This window comes from Pleurocapsa sp. CCALA 161 (genome assembly GCF_003003995.1).
Lineage (GTDB): Bacteria > Cyanobacteriota > Cyanobacteriia > Cyanobacteriales > Xenococcaceae > Waterburya.
This window is the reverse complement of record NZ_PVWF01000243.1, coordinates 1-2,440: the sequence shown is the minus strand read 5'-3', so window position 1 is coordinate 2,440 and position 2,440 is coordinate 1. Positions and strand designations below refer to the sequence as shown.

The 2,440-nt window shown below is 38.9% G+C and carries 1 protein-coding gene and 1 pseudogene; one reads left to right on the top strand and one right to left on the bottom strand.

Going from position 1 to position 2,440, the window contains the following annotated elements:
• Positions 1 to 169 precede the first annotated feature (169 nt).
• On the top strand, positions 170 to 550 hold the full coding sequence (locus C7B62_RS25225; protein WP_106244285.1) for a hypothetical protein: 381 nt from the start codon (positions 170 to 172) through the stop codon (positions 548 to 550).
• A gap of 40 nt (positions 551 to 590) precedes the next feature.
• Here C7B62_RS25225 and C7B62_RS25220 read toward each other — a convergent pair.
• Positions 591 to 2,247, bottom strand: a pseudogene (locus tag C7B62_RS25220) (IS1182 family transposase).
• Positions 2,248 to 2,440 lie beyond the last annotated feature (193 nt).

The window sequence follows — 2,440 nt, the reverse complement described above, 5'->3', positions numbered from 1 at the left end:
GATACTGTTGGCGAAAGTAATCAATTAAAGTTTCAAGTGCGTTACAAAACTGATTGATTAGTACAAAGTTTTTAAAAAATATAGCAAAAGAATTATCTCTCACTTCCAAGTAATACAAGGAGCGAAAATAAGTGTTAAACTTTATCCATGTATTGCATGGATAAACGCCATGAAACGTAAACGAGATATTCAGGGAAAATTCACCCTGAAGAATCAGGATTATCGTCAAGTACGCTCTCTCAGATTAACTGACAGCACATGGCAAGAATTGGGAATTGTTTCGGAATGTCTGGGTATAACTAGGGCTGACTTATTGGAAAATTTAGTTCAACACAAGAAGTCGATTTTTTCGGATTCAGAAGAAATTGAGCAGTTAAATCCTGAAAAATCAGGCTCAAAAGCCAAAAAATTTCTTAATAAAGATGAATTAAATTCTTTAGCCGAAAAAGTTTTAAAAGAATTGAGATTAGGTAAGCAAGCGTCATCTTATAAGCTTGTGCAGAAGAGCTTAAAACGATTGATTGAACTGATCTTATTTTCCTCCAAGTAATACATGGGTTAAGGCAGTATATTTAAACGGGAGCGAAAATTTAGCTAGTTTTCGGTTTCAAAGTGCAAAATCGAGAATAGCGAGTAGCTGCGAAGGGAACATTATTCAACCAAGCATCAAGACGACACAAGTTCAATCCAACAGCCATAAATACATGTTGTAGATGAGTTTTAGCCAAACCAACATAGCGAGATTGACGCAAAGCTGAACGCCTAACTCCTTGAGATATAGTTCCTTCAATTCCCGCTCTCTGGTTATAAGTTTTGAGAAATTCAGGAGTATGTTGAACTTTACGGCGAGAGTGAAGAGCAATATATTCTTGTTTTGGATGAATAGTCAGCCCTCTAGGTTCAGTTTTAGCACGAGTGCATCGGCTACGAGAAGGACAAGTACCACAGTCATGTTGAGAAAATCTAATATTAATTATTGGTTGTCCCTTCTTATCAGTTTTTTTAGTCCAAGTTTTACTTTGATGACCTCTAGGACAAATAGCTACTTGATTCGACCAATCAATCTGAAAATTAGAATTGGCGAATTTGGGATGATGTTTAGCAAGCCCTAGTAGGATCATTGCGAACTGGACCAATTAATTCAACTCCATAGTTTTCTTGAGAAGAAACCAAATGACCTGCGGTCACATAACCCAAATCCATCAAGTGTTCCTCTGGTTTTAATGATTTCTCGGACAAGGAGGAATGAATTGGTTCAACTACTGCTTCATCAGTAACAGTAGATAAAGTTGTCTGAACGTGAGTAATAAAGTGAGGAGAGTCTTCATCACAAATTTCAGTTATATGAGCCTTATAGCCTACCCAATTAACGCTTCTTTTAGAACTGTAGTGAGCTTCTACATCATAAGGTGAATGAATCGCTATGGTCGAAGGAGGCATATCTTTTGGCGTTCGCCATTGAACTTTTCCGTCAACAGGCGCATAAAATTGTTGAACCCAGACTTGTCTGAGGTTTTCTACGGCAGGAATCAAGTGTAACCACTCTGGAGTATTAGGGGCATAAATTTTTTTAAGTAAATTAAAACCATCTTCTCCCATTTTATTACCTAAATTTTCTCGTTCAGAATCGAGTTTGGGCAGACGATAGTTTTCAACTCTCCTTCCATAACAGTCAAACCAATCTTTCTTAAGGCGTTTGACTAACCAATCAGGAGAAGCCACCGCCAAACTATTGAGGGCTGCCCGAAAAGTCTCCCCCAAAGTTTCTAGTCGATTGAGGGGACGAATTGCTGCCAAGATATGCGTAGAATCGGTGCGTTGTCGTTTATGCCCTTTGAGTAATCCTTTTTCTCGTAATTGTTCTAAAATTCGGTTGAGTAACAGTTCTTCCGCTTCCCCTTCAACTAAGCGTTTACGAAATTCGCTTAAAGCGGAGAAATCCAATCCAGAGTCTTCTAAAGGCAGAGAAAGTGCATATTTCCAATCTATCCTTCCCCTGACCGAATCTGCTGCTTGGCGGTCTGACAAGTTTTCCATATACTGCATCACGCAAATTAAAGCTAATCGCCAAGGCGACTGGGCGGGTTGACCTTTTACTGAAAATAAATTGGTAAAGTCTTCATCAACGTAGATACTGCCCAAGGTATCTCGAATCTGTAGGTGAATATTACCTTTAGGGAAAGCAGCACGGGCGACTCGTGCTGTTTCTTCAGGCACTGGCGGAATTGCTTTTGGATGTAACGACATTGATTTAATTTCTCCCCAAATTACTACAATAAGGATATCGGTTCTTTCCATGTAATACTTGGAAATCTGTTTCATCCGCCTCTGCTATGTAATACTTGAGAACTTGTCTGTCGTCTTACAGAGTACTTGTACTAACTATCTTCCCGAAGATTACGTCTGAAACTTCAATTGATTACTTTCGCCAACAGTATCA